The sequence below is a fragment of the Emticicia sp. GW821-FHT11C11 genome, assembly GCF_058808615.1.
In genome coordinates this window covers 241367-264849 of sequence record NZ_JBXARV010000001.1, presented here as the reverse complement: position 1 = coordinate 264849, position 23483 = coordinate 241367, and the positions used below count along the sequence as shown (strand labels likewise).

Sequence of the window (23483 nt, the reverse complement as noted above, 5' to 3'; positions counted from 1 at the left end):
CTATCTTTGTACTATAGACGGAAACCACGTTTTGAACGATGCAAGCACCCAAAGAAATATTAATGAAATATTGGAAGTATGGCTCGTTCCGTCCTTTACAGGAAGATATCATCTCTTCGGTATTGGAAGGAAGCGACACACTGACCATTATGCCTACCGGTGGTGGAAAGTCGATTTGCTTTCAGGTGCCTGCCATGCAAATGCCCGGTGTGTGTATTGTTATCACACCATTGATTGCCCTCATGAAAGACCAGGTAGAGCAGTTGAAACGAAGGGGTATAAAGGCCGCTGCTATCTACTCGGGCATGCATCGAACAGAAATTGATTATACACTCGACAATTTTGTATACGGTGATTACAAATTTTTATATGTTTCGCCGGAACGCCTGCTGACAGAAATTATGCAGGAGCGAACCAAACTCATGAACGTTTGCTTGCTTGTAGTTGATGAGGCACACTGTGTTTCTCAGTGGGGGTATGATTTTCGGCCTCCTTATCTTAAAATTCCGGAATTCAGGAAATTTGCGCCTAAAGCTCCGATGATAGCACTTACAGCAACTGCCACCAAGGATGTTAAACAGGATATTATACAAAAACTGGGCTTTCAAAATACTAAGGTTTTCCAGCAGAGTTTTGCACGGCCTAATATTTCATACTCTGCATTTCTTGAAGAAAGCAAGGAGCGTAAGCTCTTCGAAATCCTTCAACGGGTGGAAGGCACTGCTATTATTTACGTAAGAAACCGCAGAAGAACCAAAGAGATTTCAGACTGGCTGAATAGCAACCGGATTCGTTCAGAGTATTACCATGCGGGGCTTTCAATGCCCGACAGGTTTAAGAAACAGGAAGCCTGGATAAAAAATCAGGTGAGGGTAATTGTGGCCACTAATGCTTTCGGTATGGGTATCGACAAGCCCGATGTACGGGTTGTCATCCATCTGGATCTACCCGAGAATCTGGAAGCGTATTATCAGGAGTCCGGAAGAGCTGGTCGCGACGGACTGAAAGCTTATGCCATTCTTTTGTATTTCAAGGCAGATTTAAACGATGCCTACAAACAGGTTGAGCAAAAATATCCACCCATTGAAACGCTCAGAAGAACGTATCAGGCACTGGCTAACTATTTCGGTCTGGCAGCAGGGGCAGAAAACTATGAAAGCTACGACTTTGATTTTCAGGAGTTTATAAGCACTTTTGGGTTAGTGCCTAATGATACCCACCACGCCTTGAAAAAACTGGAAGACGAGGGACTTATTCAATTGAGCGATTCATACTTTAGTCCTTCAAAACTGCATTTTAAGGTTGATAACCACGAACTCTATAATTTTCAGCTCAAAAACGAGAATTACGATAAATTTACGAAGGTCTTGTTGCGCATGTATGGTGGCCAGTTATTTACCGACTACACAACCATTTCTGAAAGTGCCATTGGCAAGAATTTCTTTGCCCAGCCAGGCGAAGTAGAGAAAATGCTCGTTTATCTGCACCAGGCAGGGATAGCTACCTACCAGAAACAGAAAAGCACCCCCCAACTTACTTTTCTTACGGCAAGGCAAGATGCCAATTATCTTTCTATTAACCGGGTAGAATTTGAGAGACGCAAAAAGAAAGAAATAGAAAAAGTGGAAGCCGCCATACAGTTTGCCCGGGAAGAACGCCGATGCCGCATGCAATTTCTGCAGGAGTATTTCGACGAGTTTACCGAAGCCACCTGCGGTATTTGTGATAATTGTCTGAAACGTAAAAAACGTGACGTACCTTTCGACGTTTACTCCCAATACCGACAGAAAATCATGGAGATACTACCGGCAAATATCACTCAGGTAATGGATTATCATTTTTTTGACAATAAGGATTTTGTTGCCGAGGTTATCAGAAAAATGATAGAAAATGAAGAAGTCTGGTATAGTGAACTGGGTATTTTACAAAAGAGATAGCATTTAGCTGGGTTCCTATAAGATACAGTATTAAATAAGAAAAAAACATGTCTGAATTTACACATATTGATACAAGCGGGAATCCGTCAATGGTTGATGTCGGAGAGAAGAAAATCACCAGACGCCTGGCCAGAGCACGCAGCATTGTAGTGCTGGATGAAGAAATTCTGGAAAGACTTCAGAGCGATGAAATACACACTAAAAAAGGGCCGGTATTTCAGACCGCTATTATTGCGGGCGTAATGGCCGCTAAACGGACAGGCGAACTGATTCCCCTTTGCCATCCGCTTGGGCTTGAGAACTGTCAGGTAACGATATTTCTGAATGAGCAAAAGGAAATTGTAATTGAGTGCACGGCGTCTCTTACCGGAAAAACTGGCGTTGAGATGGAAGCCCTTACCGGTGCCAGCATAGCCGCATTGACAATTTATGATATGTGCAAGGCTTTCTCACACAATATTGTCATCAAAGAAACACGATTGGTTGAAAAAACCGGAGGTAAGCGCGACTTTAAGTTAGAGTTTGCGTGAGCTAAAAGAACAGCAGCAATTTGTAAAACGCAAAGGTTGGTCAAGGTGTGGCAGACACCCATACTTCACCATCTTCAAAGATTTCCTTTTTCCAGATAGGCACCGTTTCTTTCAAGGTATCTATTACAAACTCGCAGGCATCAAAGGCTGCTTTTCTATGTGCAGCAGATACGGCTATTACTACCGGCACCTCTCCTATTGCCAATGTGCCTGTTCTGTGATGCACGGCAATTTTTTTAAGAGAAAACTTCTCTACGGCTTCAATCGCTATTTTCTTCATTTCAGAAATAGCCATAGGTTCATACGCCTCAAATTCCAGCCTTATAACGGCTTTGCCTTTCGTCTGATTCCTTACAGTTCCCACAAAAGTTACTATTCCGCCTGTGTCGTCTGTTTTTACGAAGTCGAAGCATTCCTGTTCAGAGAGAGGCGTACGCAATAATTGGATGTCTATCATTTGTTACAAGTTTTACCCTCCGCTCACCGGTGGAATCAGCACTATTTCGTCGTTTTCTTTCAATGGCATGGCATCTTCGGCATATGCTTCATTCAGTGCAATGCGTAAAGATTTCAGTTTTGCAAAGTCAGGAAACTGACTCGAAAGTTGCGCTTTCAGGTCTGCCACAGTTGCTTCGGCGGGAAGCGCCATTTTATATTCAAACTGCCCTATAATATCACGGGTAATTCCGAAACACAATACTTTCAGGTTCATATTTCAATCTCTTTTTAACAATTCATTCTCCGGATTTCATACCTGACTTCTATCTTAACATTATGAATTTTTACTCTGTTTTCTGAAGTATAAATATCTTCAAAAATCTAATTGCTTCTGCCAATACTTCCGGGCAGGTATTGTATTTTTGTTAGAAATCTATCCAAATTTAATTCGTGCTTTGCTAGAATGAAAAAACTACTCACTTTTATTTTTATCCTTGGTTGTCTGTTTGATGTTTTCTCACAGAAAGTGCAGGATTTCAGCCAGTATTTTAAAGAAAAAGACCTTGAAGGCGGATTCTTTCTTTATGACTATAAAAAGAAAGAATATATTGTCAGCGACAAGGCTGAATTCCTGAAACCTACTTCGCCGGCCTCTACACATAAAATTCCGAACTCCCTGATTGCTCTTGAAACAGGAGCCATTAAAGACGAAAACGAAGTGCTTAAATGGGACGGGCAGAAACGCTCGCAGAATGCCTGGAATGCCGACCATGATCTGAAGAATGCATTCAAAAACTCTACTGTATGGTTCTATCAGGAAATGGCCAGGAGAATAGGCGAAGAAAACTACCGGAACTACCTGAAAGCCTGTGATTACGGCAACCGCGATATGAGTGGCGGGCTAACCACCTACTGGCTTGGTTCGAGTCTGCTTATTTCTCCTAAAAATCAACTCGAATTTTTAGTAAAACTTCATGAAGAGAAACTGCCTTTTTCTAAAAGAAATTTTGCTATTGTAAAGAAAATAATGATTCGAGAAGAAACCCCTGACTACATATTGAGAGGTAAAACAGGGTGGTCTGACACACCACCAAACGATATAGGCTGGTATGTAGGGTATATAGAAACAAAAAGTAATACCTATTTTTTTGCTACCAGAGTATACAAACCTGTGGACAAAAAGATGGCTTCTTTCGGAGCTGACAGAATTGAGATTACCAACAAGATACTAAAAAAGCTGAACATTCTTTAAATGCCTGCCGCATACCTGCTGAGAAGTTCAACATGATACTTAAGTTATGGAATATACTAAAGAACAACGTTGCCGTTGTTCTTTTTTTGTAGAAGACCAGTAATAGCAACTCGTAGAAATATATGCTTATTCATCAATTTTTAAATGTCCCCAGTTCTCACCTGAACGTATGCGATTCAGTTGCGTATGTGTAATACCAAATTGTTTGGCTATCATTTTCAGGCGGGTATTTTCGTTTTGCAGCATCTTTTTTATCATGCGCACTTTGGTTTCGGTGAGCTTATAGTTTTTGGTATTTCTCGGAATCGGCTTATTCTTTACTGCCGGATTCTCGCGGTTATGCTCTACCATTTCATCTTTAGTTACCCATTTCAGGTTTTCAAAATGATTATTCACTTTGTCGTAATCCAAATGAATAACAAATTTGTGGTCAGGACTATCTCTTTTGACAAAGGTTTCTGCCACCAGCTTATGGATATAGCGATTAAACGTTTTTCCTTTGGGTAATCTTACGTTCAGAGATCTGTACCCCTGAATAACCGATCCTTTAATGATTGTACCTTTCACATCTCCCTGCAAACTACGGAGTCGGCCAAAATTTGAGACTTCATAACGGGGTGGGTTCTCAACTCCCTCTACATCAATGACAACTGGTGTCCATCGTTCTGCCCAAAGGGCATTTTTTTCACTATTCAGTCCTCTGTTCATCACTAAAAATATTTAATCTTAACTATCTAATGAGTATAAAAAAGTATGCCAGCAAAAAAGTGGTTTACTAAAATCAAGAGTTAGGATTATCTTGGCATAATAACAACATTTTTGGTAAAAAATTGTTTCAGATATACCGCTTTAGTCTAATCTTAAGGAACGAAAGACTGTTCCACAGATGTTTTAATTATATAATACAGCAAAACTATGTCCAAAAAAACTTTAATTATAGGAGCATCTACTGACCCCACACGTTATGCTTTTTTAGCTGCCAACAGATTATTGAATCATGGCCACGAAATTGAATTGATAGGCAGAGACACAGGAAAAATCGGAAACAAAGAAATACTTATCAATAAACAAAACCTTGAAGGTATCGACACAGTAACCATGTATATCAGTCCGAAACGCCAACCTGAGTACTATGATTACATTGTAGGTTTAAAACCCAAAAGAGTAATCTTTAATCCGGGTACAGAAAACCCTGAATTCGAGAATTTACTCACTAAAAACAATATTGAACCGCTGGAGGCCTGTACACTTGTTATGCTTTCAACAGGACAATATTAATTCTCAAATTTTATTTTCAAATAGAACCGACCCTTTTTTAGCTGATTATTTTATCAGACGGAAAACTCAGGTGGCCATACGCCCTTCAAATCCGGCTTCAATAAGTTTTTCATAAGCCATCCATACTTCAGCAGGTATATCCATGGCTATCAGGAAACCCTTGTCAGGATAAATTTTCAGCCTTTGCAAATCACCGGTCATATTACTGATTACCCGTTCTTTACTGATACCGCCTGCCAAACAACGGGTCAGATATGAATCGTAAGTATCTGGTAAAGCCGAAACCAGAAAATCAAATTCTCTGAACTGAACCATAGCTGTGGCATAGCTCCGGCGAATCATATACGGTTTTTGTACGAGAATAAAACTCTTGAAAGTCAGATTCTTTGCCGATAACAGTTTTTTTGTGAATATGAAATTCTCACCGGTATTGGTAGCTTCGTTTTCCAACAGGATGGCTTCGGCAGGTACTCCATACTTAACAGCTATATCAAAAAATGCTTCTGCTTCCGTTTTGGGCACTGTATTTCTCAACTCTCCTGCTGGTCTCACCACTCCGCCTGAAAAAATAATGTAAGGTGCATACCCCTCGTGATACAACTGAGCAGCGTAATCGGCCACGCTGGGGTCGTGGCTACCCAATACAAAAATACAATCTGCCTTTTTTAACGGCTGCTTCAGAAAATGATAATCAAAAAGTATTCGTGCGTAATCGTCAATTAAGTTTTCAGCCATTTATCTGTATTATTTATCTATGGGCAAAATTATACATTACCACACTAAATTATTGATACTTTTACTCCATAATTTCGTCAGAAATTGATGAAAGCCATTGACAGACTTTCATCTTATGAGGCATTCCTCCGATATTTTCAAACCAGCTAAATGCAATGTAAAATCTGTTTTAAGCATTCATTAATCTGACGCCTGCAAAATTCAATGGATGGAGGGCATTGGGTTATCAGAACATCATTATTGATATAAAAACGCTTCAGATAATGCAAGAATTATTATCCATTTTAAAATGAGTAATCTCTCAATTAATTAGTATATTTCGAAACACATCTGATAAATTGATATAATAAAAAATCTGTTTGTTTTTAAACTTGTAAAGTAAAATATCTTTTAAGCTGTTTTATACATTTTGCTAACTTTTAAACAAATCCATTTATTATGAAAATCGTGACTAACCTTATTTGTCTTCTTTTTTTGTTTTTTTCAAGCTCCTTTTCAGTACAAACAACTGAAAATCATTTATCCGACAACAGCACCCTTATTTCATCTAATTCTCCCAATATCTTGATGGGATTAAAGCCGACAAAGATCGGCCGTTATTTGAGCAATTCCAGAAGCATACCTGGTAAAATTGAAACTTCTTCTACAGATATCTTAGACATTGCAAATTCCGTTAAAAAACCAAAATTTATTAGCCGGCCTACTTCCTCTTTATTTTTCAATCATGCTAGTGAACCTCAACTTATGAATAAGTTGAACGACAGACTCCTTGAACCAAAACGAGAATATAGCCTCACAAACCCCGAAAGATACTTATCACTAACCATACTCCGACATGAGGGTGATATTAATACTATTTTAAGCCGAATTAATAGTGCGAGCCAGATAGGAATAAATACTGTTGAGATTACTGTAAATCAAAAGACAGATAATAACAACTGGAGTATGCTTGATCAAATTATTATGAGTTGTTTAAGCAAAAATATGAAGGTTGCATTCAGAATCTATTTTCTGGAGACATATGTTCCAACTGCTGAGGAATGTAATTCAAATTATGCTTCGGACCAAAACTGGATGAAAGGTTTTACTCCCTCTGATAATACAATAAAACTGCACCATACGTATACTGGTGGAGAGTTCTATAGAGAACGAAGCCTGTCTGACGATGAAATAATCCAGAGCAGAAAGAATTTCGTTCAAGCCCTACTGGAACATTTTAACGCTACTACTGCAATAAAGAATGCATTCTCGTCTGGCAATGTTTTATTTATTACTCATGCAAATACTCCCACACAAGAGTTTGAGTATTTTTTTAGCACCTCAAAGTGCTTGAATTCAGAAGTTGACGCCCTATATGATTATTCAGCATTAATGATAAGCAAATACAGAAACTGGCTGACAACAAAGTATCAGAACGATGCTAATTTAAGAACCGCATGGAATAATCCCTCTGTTACTTTATCGACAGCTAATCCAAAACTTCCGCAAAATGGTACTCTTAAAACAGCCTTTTTAAATGGACAAGACGGAAAAGACTGGTTCCAATTCAGAACCTATGTTTTAAAAAACTATTCGAATGAAATTGCTGCAAGCATTCGTAACGGATTATCTAATATTCTTAATGTTTCGAATGTAAAAATTATTAACTCCCATGGTTCAGTTTTTGACGACATGAGTTTGAGAAGAGGAACCTATGCTTTCAAAAGTCTTATAGGACCCAATATTGATGGCATAAAAGTAAATGATGCTCCTACCTACAATTCCAGATTTTCAATGGATTTATTACGATCTAATGTGGGAAATAATAAATGGATAATGAACGAAGTAGCGTATGAGCCTGGAGCGACGAATCAGAAAGCACAGATTATGCAATCGTTTGATAGTGGCGCAATCTTAGTATCATTAATGAATTTTGATTTTAATAATAATAATAATCTAAACACAATAGATGCAGAAGTGCTTTCTAAATTGAGCAGTCCGGTACCTACCATAACTCCGGTTGCATCCTATTCTATTAACTTATCTGATGTTATAAATAATGGATATGATAGTTATGTTCAGGTAGCAAATCCGGCAAACTTTACATTAATAGAAGATTACTTAATCGAAAATAATTGTGCCAATTCGGTAAGTATCTCAACTTCGGGCAATCAGGTATGCAATGGGCAATCTGTAACGCTGACAGCCAACGTTGCTCCCGCTAACCTGACCGGGCTCAGTTACACCTGGAATAACGGGGCAACCGGAAGCAGCATTAATGTAAGCAGTGCAGGTACATACACTGTAACTATTAATAAAACCGGATGTAGTAATAGTGTTACAAGCTCTGTAACTATTTCCAGTTGTGAAACCGGTGGAAATTGTAATTTCACAGCTTCTAATGTAGATTATAACTGTAATAGTTATATTATTGAAGGCGTAAGTATTTCAGGTGGAGATAATAACTTCTCTTATAATGTAGATGGCTGCGAAAACAGTATAGCTTCCAGCGTTGGTTCAACCGGTGATAACCTCAAGTTTGTCCCTTACCTCTTCTGGTGGCAGCGCCTAGCCGTTGGAAATCATACTCTATTTATTAAAAATAACACAACAGGTTGTATTGTAACAGTTCCTTTTACTGTTTCCTGCTCAGCTTCCGGCTCTTCAACCGCTATTAATTGCTCTCCTATCAGTTGTGCCAATTCGGTAAGTATCTCAGCTTCGGGCAATCAGGTATGTAATGGGCAATCTGTAACGCTGACAGCCAACGTTGCTCCCGCTAATCTGACCGGGCTCAGTTACACCTGGAATAACGGGGCAACCGGAAGCAGCATTAATGTAAGCAGTGCAGGTACATACACTGTAACTGTTAATAAAACCGGATGTAGTAATAGTGTTACAAGCTCTGTAACCATTTCCAGTTGTGAAACCGGTGGAAATTGTAATTTCACAGCTTCTAATGTAGATTATAACTGTAATAGTTATATTATTGAGGGCGTAAGTATTTCAGGTGGAGATAATAACTTCTCTTATAATGTAGATGGCTGCGAAAACAGTATAGCTTCCAGCGTTGGTTCAACCGGTGATAACCTCAAGTTTGTCCCTTACCTCTTCTGGTGGCAGCGCCTAGCCGTTGGAAATCATACTCTATTTATTAAAAATAACACCACAGGTTGTATAATAACCGTTCCTTTTACTGTTTCCTGCTCGGCTTCCGGCTCTTCGACTGCTATTAATTGCTCTCCTATCAGTTGTGCCAATTCGGTAAGTATCTCAACTTCGGGCAATCAGGTATGCAATGGGCAATCTGTAACGCTGACAGCCAACGTTGCTCCCGCTAACCTGACCGGGCTCAGTTACACCTGGAATAACGGGGCAACCGGAAGCAGCATTAATGTAAGCAGTGCAGGTACATATACTGTAACTGTTAATAAAACCGGATGTAATAGTGTTACCAGTTCTGTAACCATTTCCAGTTGTGAAACCGGTGGAAATTGTAATTTCACAGCTTCTAATGTAGATTATAACTGTAGTAGTTATATTATTGAAGGCGTACTTATTTCAGGTGGAAATAATAACTTCTCTTATAATGTAGATGGCTGCGAAAACAGTATAGCTTTCACTTTTGGTTCAACCGGTGATAACCTCAAGTTTGTCCCTTACCTCTTCTGGTGGCAGCACCTATCTGTTGGAAATCATACTCTATTTATTAAAAATAACACAACAGGTTGTATAGTAACCGTTCCTTTTACTGTTTCCTGCCCAGCTTCCGGCTCTTCAACCGCTATTAATTGCTCTGGAACCAGTAGCTTTACTATTAATGACAATTTCTTCATTGTAGACAACTCTCAATCTTCTTTATTAATCTATCCTAATAAAGTAGAAAACAACATTACTTACAGATTGATTACGAATATAGCGTCTTCAGGAAAAACCGTTGTTGAGATTTATAACATAAAGGGTCATAAACTTTACAATCAAGCGATTGATTATACAAATAAAGAAATAACAGGTACCATTAAGACTGAAAGTTTACCTGCAGGAGAGTATATTATAAGATTGAGAACCAGTATGGGCGACTATTCTAAGAGATTTATAAAAGAGTGATTTTTTGCAATAGTTTTGAAACACATTCTCTTCAAATGTTAATTTTTCTAACAGCCTGACGGTTCTAAAGAAGCGTTAAATGCAATTATTATAATGATAACAAAATACTAAGCCAATAAGTAAACAATACAGCAGGGTGGTTAGTTATCAGAAAACATTTTAAAAGGCTAGTTCTGATATTAACATTTAAATCCAGGAGAATTATGATCAACGCAAAACACTTAGCTACCTTTGTACTCGGAGCAGCCGCAGGTGTAGCATTGCACAAATATTTACAGACCGAAGAAGGAGAAAAAGCATTGGAAAGCCTGAAACAAAAGGCCGGTCAGTTTAAAGACGAGGCCGAAGGAGTCATTGATAAAGCACCGGAGTATTTTGAGAAACTGAAAACCGAGGGCTCGGAGACACTGAAAGAGTATTTTCCGGGTATTGAGAAATTCTTACAGGACTTATTCGGTAAGACCACTCAGAACCCTACTTCGCCATCAGACGAACCACAGGCATGATGAAGCAAGGAAAGCCGGTCTTGATACCGGCTTTCCTTTATTTTTACACCTTTTTGATAGTAAAACTAATTCTGTAATCTTCAAGACTGATCGGGTCAGTAGTTGACGGATACGGCGATACTTCTGTTACTTCAATTGAGTAGGTAGTACCATTCAATTCAACCGTGGTTTTAGGCTCTTTGGTTTTATCGGTATACAATTCAACCGAAGCTTCTTTTGTAACGTTGTTTTCGGTTACATTAAAATAGATTTTTACCATACCTGCCCAAACGCACACCACATTTTTAGGACAACGGCTGTCTTCTATTTTAGTTACAGTTACCGAAACTCCTTCCTGCAGAACTACCGCTTTCGAGTAAGACGTTTCAATTACACCACCTAAATTTGCTCTGGGTTCTGTTGTTACATCTTTTGAGCAAGCAGTTGCCATTGCAACCATCATAATTACCATTAACTTTTTCATAAAGCTTCTTAAATTTTAAAATTATCAGATTCTGCGTTTGGTTCAAAACCATTATACCTGGCTTTGCTGTAAAAACTTTGCATCCATTAGAAGGATACGCAATAAAGTTAAATGGTTGGAACACCATTAAAATATTCAAAAAATGACCACTCCTTCAGCAAACATGCCCTTTTATGTAGTTTTTTTTGAAACTTATGCAGGCAAACTTATATATTCGTCACAAAATTATTAACCCAATTATACTGACATGCGTTCTCACGAAATTGATTACAAAATATTTGGCGAAGACATTCAGATTGTCGAAATCGAACTGGACCCTTATGAAACCGTAATTGCCGAAGCCGGTTCCATGCTTTATATGGAAGACGGTATACAGTTCGAAACCAAAATGGGTGATGGTTCGCAGCCGCAGCAAGGTCTTTTCGGTAAATTGTTACAGGCCGGCTCACGTGCTCTGATGGGCGAGTCTATCTTCATGACTCACTTTACTAATCGTGTGCCAACCATTAAGCGCAAAGTAGCTTTTGCGGCACCGTATCCGGGTACAATCAAAGCGGTTGATCTGGCCAAGATAATGGGTAATACACTGATTGTGCAAAAAGATGCATTCTTATGTGCCGCCATGGGTACAAGCATTTCTATTCATTTCAATCAGCGTTTGGGTTCGGGCTTCTTTGGCGGTGAAGGCTTTATTCTGGAGAAAATACAAGGCGACGGCATGGCATTTATACACTCCGGCGGGGTAGTAATTGAGCGCCAGTTGAACAATGAAACTCTACGTATTGACACCGGATGTGTGGTGGGTTTTGAGCCGCAGCTTCAATTTGACATTGAGCGTGCCGGTAATCTGAAATCAATGATTTTTGGAGGGGAAGGGCTATTCTTGGCTACACTGCGTGGTACAGGAAAAGTGTGGATACAGTCTTTACCAATTTCTAAATTGATTCAGCGTTTGTCGCCTCATGGTGGTAACAGCAGCAAAGAAAGCGGCTCTATTCTTGGTGGAATAGGTAATATATTTGAGAGCTAAGGTTTCAGGGGCATCCTATCCAAAGGCACGGGCAGATAAAGCTTGTGCCTTTTTTCATGGAAAAAAAATTTCTGCAATTTTTTCACAAAAAAATCACAATTATACTTCTGCTGGTTCTATAAAATCTGCTAACTTGCCGTGTCTTTTAAACAATCAAACCTTCTTTCAAAACTATGAATATTAACCGCAGAAAATTCCTGCAACAATCTGCTTCTTTGGCAGCTCTGGCGCTTGTAGCTAACAGAGTAGACGCCAAAGCTACCTTAAAACAATTTGGTTGTCAGCTTTACAGTATCCGTGATGTGTTGCCTAAAGATCCTAGAGGCTATATGAAACAACTGGCCGACATGGGCTATAAATATTTTGAAAGCTATTCGAAAGACCCGCTATGGGGTATGACACCCAAAGAAGCCAAAGCTTATTTGTCTGATATCGGCGTGAAAATGGTAAGTACTCACCTGGGCTTGCCTGATACCAACGAAGAAATGATTGCCAAATGCGCTGAAGCCGGTTTGAGCTATGTGATCTGTCCTGCTATTGGTATGCAGCCATCAGCAGATGCCTGGAAAAAGAAAGCTGAGGCATTTAACCAACATGGTGAAACCTGCAAAAAATACGGTTTGCGTTACGGTTACCATAACCACTCGTATTCGTTCCAGAATGCCAACGGTGTGAAAGGCCAACGTATTTTATTAGAAAACACCGACCCATCTATTGTATGTTTCGAGTTAGATATGTGCTGGATTGAGGCCTCTGGCGAAGACACATTGGCTCACTTGAAAGAATATGGCAAACGCTACGAACTTTGCCACATCAAGCAATTGGAAACCAAAGACCCTAAACCGAAACAAACTGATTTGGAGAAAGGTATCATTGACTACAAACAATTGATTCGTGCAGCTAAAGATGCCGGTATCAAATATTATCTGGTTGAGCAGGAGCAGTATCCGGTAAGCCCGATTGAAAGTATGAAAAATGATGCGGCTTATCTTAAAAATCTGTCATTCTAAGAATCGCCTTTTTATATAAAAAACCCTTGCAGACTTAAATGTTGCAAGGGTTTTATTGTTTAACACCTCTGAATGTAAGCCTGTGATAGGGCGTAAGCCCATGTTCCAGAATGGCATTGCGATGATGTATGGTCGGATACCCGGCGTTTACGTGCCAGTTATAGTGCGGGTACTCTGCACTCAGTTTTTCCATCAAATCATCACGATAGGTTTTTGCAAGTATAGATGCAGCAGCTATCGACAAAAATTTAGAGTCGCCCTTTACAATACAGGTATGCGGAATCAGCGGATAAGGCACAAAGCGGTTGCCATCAATCAGCAGATGTTCGGGCCGTATTGTCAGCGCTTCCACTGCCCTGTGCATAGCCAGAAAACTGGCTTTTAAAATATTAATTTTATCAATCTCTGCTTCTGACGCTTCGGCTACATGATAGGCGATAGCATCTTTCATGATTTCTTCTCTCAGACCGTTCCGCTGGCTTTTGCTTAGCTGTTTGGAATCATTAAGCCAGCTGTGCTTATAATCCTGAGGCAAAATCACGGCAGCAGCTACCACCGGCCCAGCCAGGCAGCCTCTGCCGGCCTCGTCAAGACCGGCCTCTATAAGATTTTCATTATAATATGATCTGAGTGGCTCGTAGCTTTTAAGCATTTTGCGTTTTTAATCTGTAAAGTTCTGTCTTTTTCAGCTTACCAACCATGTAGTAAAATCTTATGGTCAGGAGTATGGCTGACATCGTTAAACCAGCCCAAAGGCCAATCCAGATACCAACGGCATCCTGCTTTAATGTAAACCCTAAAAAATAACCCAAAGGCAAAGCTACAACCCAATAGGCAAACATGGTAATCCAGGTCGGAATATTCACATCGGCAATGCCTCTCAGAATACCCAGTGCCACAACCTGAATGCCGTCAGATAATTGAAATACTGCCGCTATCAGCATCAATTGAACAGCCAGTGCTATTACATCGGCATCTGATATATATAGCCCCACCAGAAAACGATTCAACACAATAATGAGTATCATCATGAGTGTCATAAAGGTGACAACTAACACCAGTGCCACATTGCCTGATGTTTTTATTCTCCGGATACTCTTCAAACCTCTGCCTTCGCCTACCCTGATGGCTCCAGCCACACCCAATCCTGATGCCATCATATAAGTGGTTGCCGCTATATTAATGGCTATCTGATGTGCTGCCAGTTGGGTTTCTCCTAACCAACCCATCATTATTACTGCCAATGAAAAAGCAGCAATCTCAAAGAAAAACTGCAGGCCACTGGGCACTCCTATCTTAAAAATCAACTTTACCAGATCTCCGACCGGCAATGGATTATATTTCCTCTTGAGGTATTCGCTGAAAGCGCTTGCCTTATAAAGATACAAAAGCATCACTAAAAACATAAGCGCCTTAGTAATGAGCGTAGAAACCGCCGAGCCATTGAGCCCTAATTTCGGAAAACCCAGATAGCCATTGATTAAAAGCACATTCAGCACAAAATTGACTACCAGCCCTATGATGGTAATCATCATGGCAACCTTGGTTTTTGAAAGGCCGTCAGATAATTGTTTAGAGGCTATAAACAGGAATGTAAATACATTGGAAATCAGAACGATGCCCATAAACGCAGGAGATTTCGCATTGATTTCGGCCGATTGCTGGAAAACCTCAAAGAATGAAATACAGAGAAACCCGATTATACACATAAAAAGGCCAAACCAGCCTGCCGCCCACAGGGCCGCACGAAACAGCCGGTTCACTTCAGATGTGTTCCGTTCTGCTTTTGCCTTCGAAATAAGCGGCGCAACAACCGCCAGCCCACCGACTCCGATAGAAGAAATCACATAGGCAATAGAATTAGCTATACCAGCTACTCCCAAGCCGATTTTACCGAGGTAGTGCCCGACCATAATATTATCGGTTACCCCCATTAATATAGACCCCAGTTGCGCCACAATAATGGGCACAGCGAGAAATATCGTTTTTTTTGCCTCCTCCCGAAAAGCGGGAGGCAATACATTTATGTTCATCTGATGTTAATACTATGGCAGAAATACAAAAAGGATCTGCTACGCAATATAGCACACAGCCTTGCAGACAACAGCATCCTGCCAAAAAAGATTTATGATTTGTTGAAAAAAATAAAACCTTTGTTTGTCTGTCATTAAGTCGTTCGGATTCTGTTTCATTGGATTGAATGCTTAATTAAAAAGATAGTATGCACGAATACTGTTTAAGTGAAATATACAATTTGTTTTGGAGAATTTTACGACATAAATAACTCATTATAAGTGTTTTATACTTTTTAATGATTTTTTAAATCTTCAAATCTCACAATATTTCATAGCTTTGTACCTTCATCCTTTAAACTAAAGAAATTGTATGATATTGATGGGCGTCATTTTAGCCTATTTGCTGGGATCAATACCCACTGCTGTTTGGTATGGTAGAATTTTTCATGGAGTAGACATCCGTCAACATGGCAGTGGCAATGCCGGGGCAACCAATTCCTTACGTACCTTCGGCCGCAAAGCAGGCATTATCGTTCTCATTATAGACTTTTTCAAAGGTTTTTTAGCCGTTAAAGCGGCTCCATTACTATTTGCTGACACCAACGAATACCTTTTCCTGTTAATGGGTATAGCTGCAGTAATCGGTCATTTGTTTCCGGTGTTTGCGCAGTTCAGAGGTGGCAAGGGAGTGGCAACTGCTTTAGGAGTTATAGCGGCCTCATTTCCATACACAGTTATTATCTGTGTGGCTGTTTTTCTGATTATTGTCTTCACTACCAAATATGTATCTCTCGGTGCTATGCTAAGCGCCTTGTTTTTCCCGCTGCAAATCGTGTTCAATGTCTGGGGAATTAACCCTGACCAGAACCCCTATTACCTTGCTTTTGCCGTCATTTTATTCCTGATTCTGGTCTACACGCATCGCCACAATATTCAGCGTTTAATGACAGGAACCGAAAATAAAGTCGGGGCGAAGAAATAAAAGCGGGTACTTAAATCCCTTGTATTCTGTCCGGCAATTCTTTTACTTTGTGTAAAAGAACAGGGAATTTTTTGCTTTTTAATTCCTGACAAACAAAACATCTGCCCCGTTTTGCGGGGTTCTTCAACATAAACATATGAGTACTTACATCAACCAGAACAAAGACCGCTTTTTAAACGAGTTGTTTGATTTCCTGAGGATTCCGTCTGTCAGTGCCGACTCTAAATTTCAGCCTGATATGATTCGTGCCGCTGAATACATTAAAGAACGATTACTGGAAGCAGGGCTCGACAAAGTTGAGATATGCCCAACAGCAGGCCAGCCGGTAGTATATGCCGAAAAAATAACGGATACTTCTTTACCCACCATTCTGGTTTACGGGCACTACGATGTGCAGCCTGCCGACCCTTATGAGTTATGGGATTCTCCTCCGTTTGAACCTACCATCAAAAAAACGAAGATACATCCCGAAGGAGCGATTTTCGCCCGTGGTTCATGTGACGACAAAGGACAGATATACATGCACGTGAAAGCCATTGAAATGATGCTGGCCGAAGGACAGCTGCCGTGTAATGTGAAGATTATGTTTGAGGGTGAAGAAGAAGTTGGGTCTGAAAACTTAGGAACTTTTGTAAAAGAAAATAAAGAAAAACTGAAGGCTGATGTCATTTTGATTTCAGATACTTCAATCATTGCCAATGATATACCCTCAGTAGAAACCGGTCTACGTGGACTAACTTACATGGAAGTATCCGTTACCGGCCCGAATCGTGATTTGCACTCGGGCGTTTACGGCGGCGCGGTGGCTAATCCTGTCAATGTTCTGTGTCAGATGATTGCCTCTATGCACGACGCCGACGGTAAAATAACCGTAAAGGGCTTTTATGATAAGGTAGTTGATTTAACACCCGAAGAAAGAGAGGCCCTCGAAGCAGCACCATTCAGCCTGGAAGAATATAAAGCCGACCTTGACATTGCGGAAGTAGCAGGAGAAAAAGGCTATACAACCCGTGAACGTGCATCTATCCGCCCTACACTGGATGTAAACGGTATCTGGGGAGGCTATACCGGCGAAGGTTCAAAAACTGTTTTACCGTCTAAAGCATTCGCTAAAATATCCATGCGTCTGGTGCCTGATCAGGATTGGGAAGAAATAGCCGGATTGTTTGATGCCCATTTCAGAGCCATTGCGCCACCGACCGTAAAGGTAACTGTCACTCGCCACCACGGAGGCCAGCCCTATGTTACACCAACCGATTCAGCCGGCTATAAGGCTGCTATGCTGGCTATGGAAGAAGCCTTTGGTAAAAAACCTGTACCTACCCGCGGGGGAGGCAGTATCCCGATTGTTGCGCTTTTCGAAAAAGAACTGGGCCTGAAATCTATCTTATTCGGTTTTGGGCTTGATTCTGACGCGCTGCACTCTCCTAACGAGCATTATGGCTTAGTCAATTTCTATAAGGGCATCGAAACCATTCCTCTGTTTTATAAGCATTATGCGGAATTAATGAAATAAAATTAATGGATAAACAACCGGTTTTCGAGCAATTACAAAATCTGTTACAAGACCGTGTAACGGACAATGCAACTATCCGAAACGAACATGGGGCAGGTTTCAGTTACCACACCTGCGCCCCACCCGACTGGGTTGTTTATCCTGTTTCTACAGAAGAAATATCCGGGATAGTCAAAATTTGTGCTGCTAACGGCATACCCATTATTCCCTTCGGTGCAGGTACATCTGTAGAAGGCCATATATTGGCTTTGCAGGGAGGCGTTTGCATAGATCTGCGCCTGATGAACCATATCATCGAAATCAATCAGGCTGATATGTATGTCACCATTCAACCGGGGGTAACGCGCAATCAACTCGATGAAGCCCTGTTGGGAAGTGGTTTCTTTTTCCCGATTGGTCCTGGGGTTAATGCTACCATCGGAGGCATGGCCAGCACAAGGGCTTCAGGAACCAACGCAGTGAAATACGGCACCATGAAAGAAAATGTGCTTACGCTACGGGTGGTAATGGCTGACGGTCAGATTATCAGAACCGGAAGCAAAGCCAGAAAATCTTCGGCAGGTTATGACCTCACCAGGCTTTTCATCGGAGCGGAGGGTACACTGGGTATTATTACCGAACTCACTATTAAATTGCATAGCTATCCGCAAGCCATTCATGCTGCGGTTTGCTCTTTCCCCACTGTAGAGGCCGCCGTAAATACTGCCATCCAAACCATTCAGACAGGTATCCCCATCGCAAAAATCGAACTGCTCGATGCACACATGATGATGGCTATCAACAAGTATTCATCCCTTAATTACGAAGAATCCCCTACACTTTTTCTGGAGTTTCATGGTTCTGCAGTAGAGCTGAAAGAGCAAATCAACCGTGTATAGACAATAGCCGATAGTTTTGGAGCCAAAGAGTTTATCTGGGAGAAAGACGAAGCCGGTCGCACTAGATTGTGGAGAGCAAGAACAGATGCAGCCCCTGCTTCTGTGGCATTGGTTGAAAACGGACAATTGATGTCGACCGATGTTTGTGTTCCTATCTCAAGGCTAGCGAAGTGTATTACTGAAACTCAGAAAGACATTCAGGAAACAGGTATTTTAGCCCCAATTCTAGGCCATGTAGGTGATGGAAATTTCCATCTTACCATCGTCATCAATCCCGACAAGCCGGAAGAATTTGAAAAAGCCAAAGCCCTGAACAAGCGACTGGTAAAAAGAGCCTTAGCTATGGAAGGCTCCTGTACCGGAGAACATGGCATAGGTATAGGTAAGCTACCCTATATGGCTATGGAACATGGGGAAGCCATAAATATGATGTGGGCTATCAAAAAAGCCCTTGACCCATTCAATATCATGAATCCCGGCAAGTTGCTGCCCAGTGTTGAGTAATCAATCATCCTCTCAATCAGATACAGTAAAGTTTATCGCTGCTCAAATCGCAATAAATGAATTTTATTGTAAACTTTGCAGTATGTTTTACTGACTCCCCTCAAACCTATGAAAACTTTACTATGTACGCTGCTCTCTGCACAGCTTTGTTTTGCCCAAACCCCTAATTTTGTGGCCCAAACCATCGACAATCAGGTAAGTATCGGTTACGGACTGGCTATTGGCGATGTAGACGGGGATAAAAAACCGGATATACTGATGGCAGACCAGAAACAGTTTGTATGGTATAGAAACGGCGACTGGAAACGCTTTGTGATGATTGAGAACCTGACAGCCCGCGACAATGTGTGCATAGCTGCACGCGACATAGACGGCGATGGCAAGGTAGAAGTAGCCGTAGGCGCTAACTGGAATCCGGCTGAAACCAACGACCTCAGTAAATCGGGTTCTGTACATTATCTGATTCGCCCTGCCGACCCTACCCAGAAATGGGAAGCCGTTGAGCTGCATCATGAAGTAACCATCCACCGCATGAAATGGGTAAAGACTAAAAACAAATATCAACTGGTGGTGGTACCCTTACATGGCCTGGGCAATCGCAATGGTGAAGGGGCTGGTGTAAAAATATGGGCTTATGATATACCCAAGAATGTTAAAACAGAATGGAAGCGAACATTGATTGATTCGACCATGCACCTGACCCATAATTTTGAAATAAAAGAAGAGAAAAACACTACCTATCTTACCGTCGGAGGAAAAGAGGGTTTACGCACTTACCAGTACACCGATAAATGGGAGAAAATGGGCAAAGAGCACAATAACATGATGATAGGTGAAGTGAAATATGCAGAAGTAAACAAAAATGGCTATTTTGCAACCGTACAGCCAATGCATGGCACTAAGCTGGTTTGGGTGAGTGATACCCGTGAACCAGTAGTGCTGAACGAAAATCTGAATCAGGGACATGCGTTGGCTTTAGCCGATTTTTTGAAACTGGGCAGGCCGCAGATTGCCGTTGGCTGGCGTGAACCCAACAAAGACAAAAAAGTTGGAATCAGGTTTTATATTCCGGATGCCTCGTTAACTCAATGGACTGAACATGTAATTGACGACAACACCATGGCTTGCGAAGATATGCAAAGCGCTGACCTGGATGGTGACGGCCGACCGGAAATCATTGCTGCGGGCAGGGCGAGTAAGAATCTGATAATTTATTGGAATAAATAGGCGTAGAACAATTTTTAAATCGTCTAGCATCATAATAAAACATTTAAAACACTACGAATAACAAAATATGTCTCTTGGCTTAGAAAAACTGGCAACAGAATCGAGTTCACATTACGATAATCTTGAAAAGATGTCGGTGCATGAACTGCTGGTAAATATTAACAACGAAGATAAAACAGTGCCCGATGCTGTAGAAAAATGTATCCCGCAAATGGAAGCATTGGTCAGCCAGATAGTACCTCGCATGAAAGCCGGTGGCAGGATTTTCTACATTGGTGCCGGAACGAGCGGTCGTTTAGGTATTGTGGATGCTTCTGAATGTCCCCCAACTTTTGGGGTGCCTCATGGCATGGTAGTAGGCATTATGGCAGGTGGCGACAAGGCCATCAGAAAAGCCGTTGAAAACGCAGAAGATGACATTGAACAGGCATGGATAGACCTTGCCAAATATACAATCAACGATAAGGACACCCTCATTGGCATTGCTGCCTCAGGAAGAACGCCATATGTAATAGGTGGTTTAAAAACCGCCCGTCAGCATGGTATTCTCACCGGTTGTGTGGTTTGTAATGCCGGAAGTGCCGTAGCAGCCGAGGCGGAATATCCGGTTGAGGCCGTAGTGGGACCCGAATTTGTGACAGGCAGCACACGCATGAAAGCAGGCACGGCACAAAAGCTTGTGCTGAACATGATTTCAACATCGGTTATGATTCAGTTGGGACGCGTGCGTGGCAACAAAATGGTAGACATGCAACTAACCAACCTGAAACTGATTGAACGTGCCACCAGAATGGTAATGAACGAATTAAAGATTCCGCATGAAGAGGCGCACGTGCTTGTGCTGAAACACGGCAGCGTAAGAAACGCAGTAGATAATTACAAGCAACCCCAATAATCACTCATTCACTAAATCGCTCATTCTCTCAATAATTATTCACTAATTCGCTAAATCACTCATTCACTAATTAACTATGTGGGATTGGTTTTCAATAGATTGGCTTAAATGGGAAACCCTGCGTTCGTTCGTTTGGGCTGAGCGGGTGTATCTCTATTGCATTGCCGGTATTCCTTTTCTGTTTCTGCTGCGCTGGCTGTTTTACAACCGGGGACAACAGAAGCTGGGTTTGTCGTTGAGCAATCCTCAGTTAAAAACCAGTTGGATAAGTTATCTGCGATTTCTCCCACCGCTGTTTTTTGTTTTGGGCATTGCCTTTATTTTACTTTCATTGGCAAGACCACAACGGGTACGAGAAAGCAAAGAACAGTTTTCAGAGGGTATCGACATCATGCTGGCGATGGATATCTCAGAGTCGATGCTTGAAAAAGACCTGAACCCCAACCGCCTGGACGCCGCCAAAAATGTAGCACGCGAGTTCGTGAAAGGCCGTTTTCAGGATCGTATCGGGCTGGTTATTTTTGCGGCCGATTCTTACTCCATCTGTCCGCTTACGACCGACTATGATATGCTGAATGAGTATCTGGATGAGATCAACAGCAATATGATAAAAACCTCAGGCACTGCTATTGGCAGTGCACTGGCTACCTGTATCAATCGCCTGCGTGAAGTACCCGGCAATAGTAAAGTGGCTATTATTCTGAGTGACGGCGACAATACAGCCGGTACACTCGACCCACTTACGGCAGCTGACTTAGCGAAATCGTTCGGCATAAAGGTGTACACCATTCTGGTAGGGAAAGACAGCCAGAATGTAAAAGTAGACGAAAGCACCCTAAAGAAAATTGCCCAACAAGGCAACGGCCAGTTCTTTACTGCCACTGATAACCAGACACTGCAGAGCATATTTGCTCAAATTAACCGCTTTGAAAAAGTAAAAATTAAAGACAGCATCTACCGCGACGTGGAAGATTTCTACTACATCTACCTCAACTGGGCAGTAGTATTTCTACTCACCGCCTTTTTCTTTAAAAATACTTTTGTTGGGAATATTCTGGAGGATTGAGTTACTTCCTCCTCCGCCCCAAAATCTTCTTAATCACCTTCTCATAAGCATCTGCATATTTCATCATGCCTATATCGGTTGGGTGAGTGCCGTCTACCGTTGAGGCGGAGTCGAAACCTATTTCTTTAACTGTAAGCAGGTAAATATTCTTCACGCCTTCTTTTTTCATGGCTGTGAAGGTCTTGTTCATTACCTCGCTGCTCCATTTGTACCGGTTAAAGAAAGTCGTGTCTACTCCCACTTCGGGCACACCACAACAATGCTCTACTAATAATATCGGTACCTCCGGGTGGTGGGTTTGCAGGCTTTTGACAGAACTACGAATCCGGTTTTTTATATCGGCTCCTGAATACACTTTCTTATCTACCAGATTAGGCTGGCAATCGAGCACAAACAGCCGGGCATTGGTTTCATTCATTAAGTCGATGACGGGCTGCTCCAATCGGCCATTGCCCGAGAAACCCAGATTAATAATTGGCAGGTTTAGTTTGCGCCCCAATATGTTTGTCCATGCCAGGCCTGGTCTGCTGGCACAGGCTCCCTGCATGATAGAGGTGCCATATAACACCAAAGCCGGTTCATTGTTTACTTGCAAGGGTGTAAAAGCCTTGTTATCAGGCACACCTACCTGCATCCATTTAGGGATATTGTATAAGGGTAAATACAGGCGAAACTCTTTGAAGGGGACTGCATTTATTACGTTCATAAACTTATATTGAACCGTATCACCAAAGCTATAGGCGCCCCGTATCCAGTGCCAGTTATTGCTGGCATCCAGTCCATACAAATCAACCCCGCTTACACCGGTGGCTGGCATGTGGTCCATGCTTTTGTTTTTGGTAATCTGGTAACGAACCGTAATTTCAGTGGCATCGGTCGTGAACCTGATATACTCTCCTGCCGTATTTTGTCCCAACGACCACACGGCATCTCTCACCGTTTTTTCCGCTTTGGCAGGCAGCCGGTCGTAGGGTCTTACCAGGTTGGTATGCCAGGCTCTACCCTCAATAACAGGATAAGTAGCCTGCGCCGGATCCCACCATTTTATCTTTTGTGCCCATGATGAAAAAGTAATGAGAATGAAACAAAGGCAAAGAGTATATTTCATAACAAGGTCTGATTCGGTTCTTGATGA

Annotated in this window: 21 protein-coding genes and 1 pseudogene; 14 read left to right on the top strand and 8 right to left on the bottom strand. The window is 41.5% G+C overall.

All coding sequences use genetic code 11. The annotated features are described in order from the left end of the window. Positions 1-38: 38 nt before the first annotated feature. Positions 39-1937 carry a RecQ family ATP-dependent DNA helicase gene (locus AC1RRY_RS01050; protein ID WP_492818852.1) on the top strand — a complete coding sequence of 633 codons (1899 nt, stop codon included), beginning with the start codon at positions 39-41 and terminating at the stop codon, positions 1935-1937. A 47-nt stretch (positions 1938-1984) separates the two neighbouring features. Then, a complete protein-coding gene (gene moaC / locus AC1RRY_RS01045) occupies positions 1985-2467 on the top strand; it encodes a cyclic pyranopterin monophosphate synthase MoaC (protein ID WP_492818854.1) in 483 nt (160 codons plus the stop codon). A 40-nt stretch (positions 2468-2507) separates the two neighbouring features. Here moaC and AC1RRY_RS01040 read toward each other — a convergent pair whose 3' ends face one another. Both AC1RRY_RS01040 and moaD read right to left on the bottom strand, forming a co-directional pair. Continuing rightward, on the bottom strand, positions 2508-2924 hold the full coding sequence (locus AC1RRY_RS01040) for a molybdenum cofactor biosynthesis protein MoaE (protein ID WP_492818856.1): 417 nt from the start codon (positions 2922-2924) through the stop codon (positions 2508-2510). A gap of 12 nt (positions 2925-2936) precedes the next feature. Continuing rightward, positions 2937-3179 (bottom strand): molybdopterin converting factor subunit 1, encoded by a 243-nt coding sequence (moaD, locus tag AC1RRY_RS01035; RefSeq protein ID WP_492818858.1) that lies wholly within the window; start codon positions 3177-3179, stop codon positions 2937-2939. Between the two features lie 189 nt (positions 3180-3368). Here moaD and blaOXA point away from each other — a divergent pair, with 189 nt between their 5' ends. Continuing rightward, positions 3369-4157, top strand: a complete 789-nt coding sequence (gene blaOXA / locus AC1RRY_RS01030) for a class D beta-lactamase (protein ID WP_492818860.1) — start codon at positions 3369-3371, stop codon at positions 4155-4157. A 126-nt stretch (positions 4158-4283) separates the two neighbouring features. Here blaOXA and AC1RRY_RS01025 read toward each other — a convergent pair whose 3' ends face one another. Beyond that, positions 4284-4865: an NUMOD4 domain-containing protein gene (locus tag AC1RRY_RS01025; protein ID WP_492818862.1), complete on the bottom strand. Its 582-nt coding sequence runs from the start codon at positions 4863-4865 to the stop codon at positions 4284-4286. A 207-nt stretch (positions 4866-5072) separates the two neighbouring features. Here AC1RRY_RS01025 and AC1RRY_RS01020 point away from each other — a divergent pair, with 207 nt between their 5' ends. After that, entirely contained in the window at positions 5073-5435 is a 363-nt protein-coding gene (locus AC1RRY_RS01020) for a CoA-binding protein (protein ID WP_492818864.1), read from the top strand. Between the two features lie 66 nt (positions 5436-5501). Here the strand turns inward: AC1RRY_RS01020 and AC1RRY_RS01015 are convergent, their stop codons facing one another. Beyond that, a complete protein-coding gene (locus AC1RRY_RS01015) occupies positions 5502-6170 on the bottom strand; it encodes a YdcF family protein (protein WP_492818866.1) in 669 nt (222 codons plus the stop codon). 438 nt (positions 6171-6608) lie between these two features. Here AC1RRY_RS01015 and AC1RRY_RS01010 point away from each other — a divergent pair, with 438 nt between their 5' ends. Further along, complete coding sequence (locus AC1RRY_RS01010; protein ID WP_492818868.1) at positions 6609-10256, top strand: T9SS type A sorting domain-containing protein; 3648 nt, start codon at positions 6609-6611, stop codon at positions 10254-10256. Positions 10257-10459: 203 nt separating this feature from the next. Next, the gene (locus tag AC1RRY_RS01005) at positions 10460-10762 is read left to right on the top strand and encodes a YtxH domain-containing protein (protein ID WP_492818870.1); all 303 of its coding nucleotides are present in this window, start codon (positions 10460-10462) and stop codon (positions 10760-10762) included. A gap of 43 nt (positions 10763-10805) precedes the next feature. Here AC1RRY_RS01005 and AC1RRY_RS01000 read toward each other — a convergent pair whose 3' ends face one another. Beyond that, positions 10806-11225, bottom strand: a complete 420-nt coding sequence (locus AC1RRY_RS01000) for a hypothetical protein (protein WP_492818872.1) — start codon at positions 11223-11225, stop codon at positions 10806-10808. A gap of 247 nt (positions 11226-11472) precedes the next feature. Here AC1RRY_RS01000 and AC1RRY_RS00995 point away from each other — a divergent pair, with 247 nt between their 5' ends. Together AC1RRY_RS00995 and AC1RRY_RS00990 are read left to right on the top strand one after the other, a co-directional pair. Continuing rightward, entirely contained in the window at positions 11473-12255 is a 783-nt protein-coding gene (locus AC1RRY_RS00995; RefSeq protein WP_492818874.1) for a TIGR00266 family protein, read from the top strand. 173 nt (positions 12256-12428) lie between these two features. Next, positions 12429-13265, top strand: a complete 837-nt coding sequence (locus AC1RRY_RS00990) for a sugar phosphate isomerase/epimerase family protein (RefSeq protein WP_492818876.1) — start codon at positions 12429-12431, stop codon at positions 13263-13265. A 52-nt stretch (positions 13266-13317) separates the two neighbouring features. On the opposite strand, the gene rnhB is transcribed toward AC1RRY_RS00990, so the two are convergent. Together rnhB and AC1RRY_RS00980 are read right to left on the bottom strand one after the other, a co-directional pair. After that, complete coding sequence (rnhB, locus tag AC1RRY_RS00985) at positions 13318-13917, bottom strand: ribonuclease HII (protein WP_492818878.1); 600 nt, start codon at positions 13915-13917, stop codon at positions 13318-13320. Next, complete coding sequence (locus AC1RRY_RS00980; RefSeq protein ID WP_492818880.1) at positions 13910-15298, bottom strand: MATE family efflux transporter; 1389 nt, start codon at positions 15296-15298, stop codon at positions 13910-13912. Before AC1RRY_RS00980 ends, rnhB begins: the two co-directional genes overlap by 8 nt. Positions 15299-15659: 361 nt before the next feature. Between AC1RRY_RS00980 and plsY the strand changes: the two genes are divergently transcribed. The 6 genes and pseudogenes from plsY (at position 15660) to AC1RRY_RS00950 (ending at position 22348) form a co-directional block, all read left to right on the top strand. Then, positions 15660-16262 carry a glycerol-3-phosphate 1-O-acyltransferase PlsY gene (gene plsY, locus AC1RRY_RS00975; RefSeq protein ID WP_492818882.1) on the top strand — a complete coding sequence of 201 codons (603 nt, stop codon included), beginning with the start codon at positions 15660-15662 and terminating at the stop codon, positions 16260-16262. A 136-nt stretch (positions 16263-16398) separates the two neighbouring features. Then, positions 16399-17778 carry a dipeptidase gene (locus AC1RRY_RS00970; RefSeq protein WP_492818884.1) on the top strand — a complete coding sequence of 460 codons (1380 nt, stop codon included), beginning with the start codon at positions 16399-16401 and terminating at the stop codon, positions 17776-17778. A gap of 5 nt (positions 17779-17783) precedes the next feature. Then, positions 17784-19160, top strand: a pseudogene (locus AC1RRY_RS00965) (FAD-binding oxidoreductase). 108 nt (positions 19161-19268) lie between these two features. Continuing rightward, positions 19269-20387 carry an FG-GAP and VCBS repeat-containing protein gene (locus AC1RRY_RS00960; protein WP_492818886.1) on the top strand — a complete coding sequence of 373 codons (1119 nt, stop codon included), beginning with the start codon at positions 19269-19271 and terminating at the stop codon, positions 20385-20387. Positions 20388-20454: 67 nt separating this feature from the next. Continuing rightward, positions 20455-21282 (top strand): N-acetylmuramic acid 6-phosphate etherase, encoded by an 828-nt coding sequence (gene murQ / locus AC1RRY_RS00955; RefSeq protein WP_492818888.1) that lies wholly within the window; start codon positions 20455-20457, stop codon positions 21280-21282. A 76-nt stretch (positions 21283-21358) separates the two neighbouring features. After that, positions 21359-22348 (top strand): VWA domain-containing protein, encoded by a 990-nt coding sequence (locus AC1RRY_RS00950; RefSeq protein ID WP_492818890.1) that lies wholly within the window; start codon positions 21359-21361, stop codon positions 22346-22348. Position 22349: 1 nt separating this feature from the next. On the opposite strand, the gene AC1RRY_RS00945 is transcribed toward AC1RRY_RS00950, so the two are convergent. Continuing rightward, positions 22350-23456 carry an SGNH/GDSL hydrolase family protein gene (locus AC1RRY_RS00945; RefSeq protein ID WP_492818892.1) on the bottom strand — a complete coding sequence of 369 codons (1107 nt, stop codon included), beginning with the start codon at positions 23454-23456 and terminating at the stop codon, positions 22350-22352. Between the last annotated feature and the right edge of the window lie 27 nt (positions 23457-23483).